The organism is Bartonella sp. AA2SXKL (assembly GCF_042197205.1).
Taxonomy (GTDB): domain Bacteria; phylum Pseudomonadota; class Alphaproteobacteria; order Rhizobiales; family Rhizobiaceae; genus Bartonella.
In genome coordinates, this window is record NZ_JBHIRN010000063.1 from 260 (window position 1) to 1060 (window position 801).

Here is an 801-nt window from a genome sequence, read left to right on the forward strand (position 1 = left end):
GCATGCGTGGAACTAAAAAGCAACTTAAATGACCATCTAAATCTGCACTAACAAGATATCCATCAACTATAGGATTAATAACATTGGTTTTTACAACATTTAAACGATAGAGATCACGTCCCATTTTTTCATCAAAAGAAATTTTTTTAACACTTGGAAAATTGAAAGAGTGTTTTTCGTGTTTCTCAAAATCGTCAAAAGCACAAGTTAATGAAGCTGCTTTTTTACTATTAACAGGCTTGGATGACAAATCATATTGACGCGATAAGAGTGCATTTTGCCATTTTTTAAAAAGCTCAACATCACTAATTAAAACTGCAATAGCGGCACTTGTAATAATAACTTCATTCAAATGCCCCGTTTCTAGGCTGGCAGATAAGGCCAAGCGAATAGCACGTGCTTGATAGCGTATCCCATTTTCTGAACTGGTGTTTTCCCAAAGTGAAGTGACCAAACCAGCTTGTCTGGAATATTGTTGAAGAGCTTTGTAAGAAGAGTGTATCTCTAATTTTTCTGTTGGTTTCCCCCATTCGTCGTTATAACGTAACATTGGCCGATAACGATTCGCCAAAGAGGCAAGCTCCCATGCTTTACGGCTGGCTACAAAATCTCCTATTTCTTCAAAACTTGCTAACAAAAATGTAGGCAAAGTGGACGCAATGCGAAACATCAGCGTATCACTGAGAAATGCATTTTTTCGGCGGGAGTTTTGCGCAAGTACACCACTCATAGGCATATTCCTATTATTCAAATCATTCATATCATAGACTATTTGTTTTTTTGCAGTTAAAAAATATTTAT

Annotated in this window: 1 pseudogene; it reads right to left on the reverse strand. The window is 36.5% G+C overall.

Annotated features, from left to right (window positions below):
• Positions 1-730, reverse strand: a pseudogene (locus ACFINS_RS09740) (acyl-CoA dehydrogenase); the annotation flags it as partial.
• Positions 731-801 lie beyond the last annotated feature (71 nt).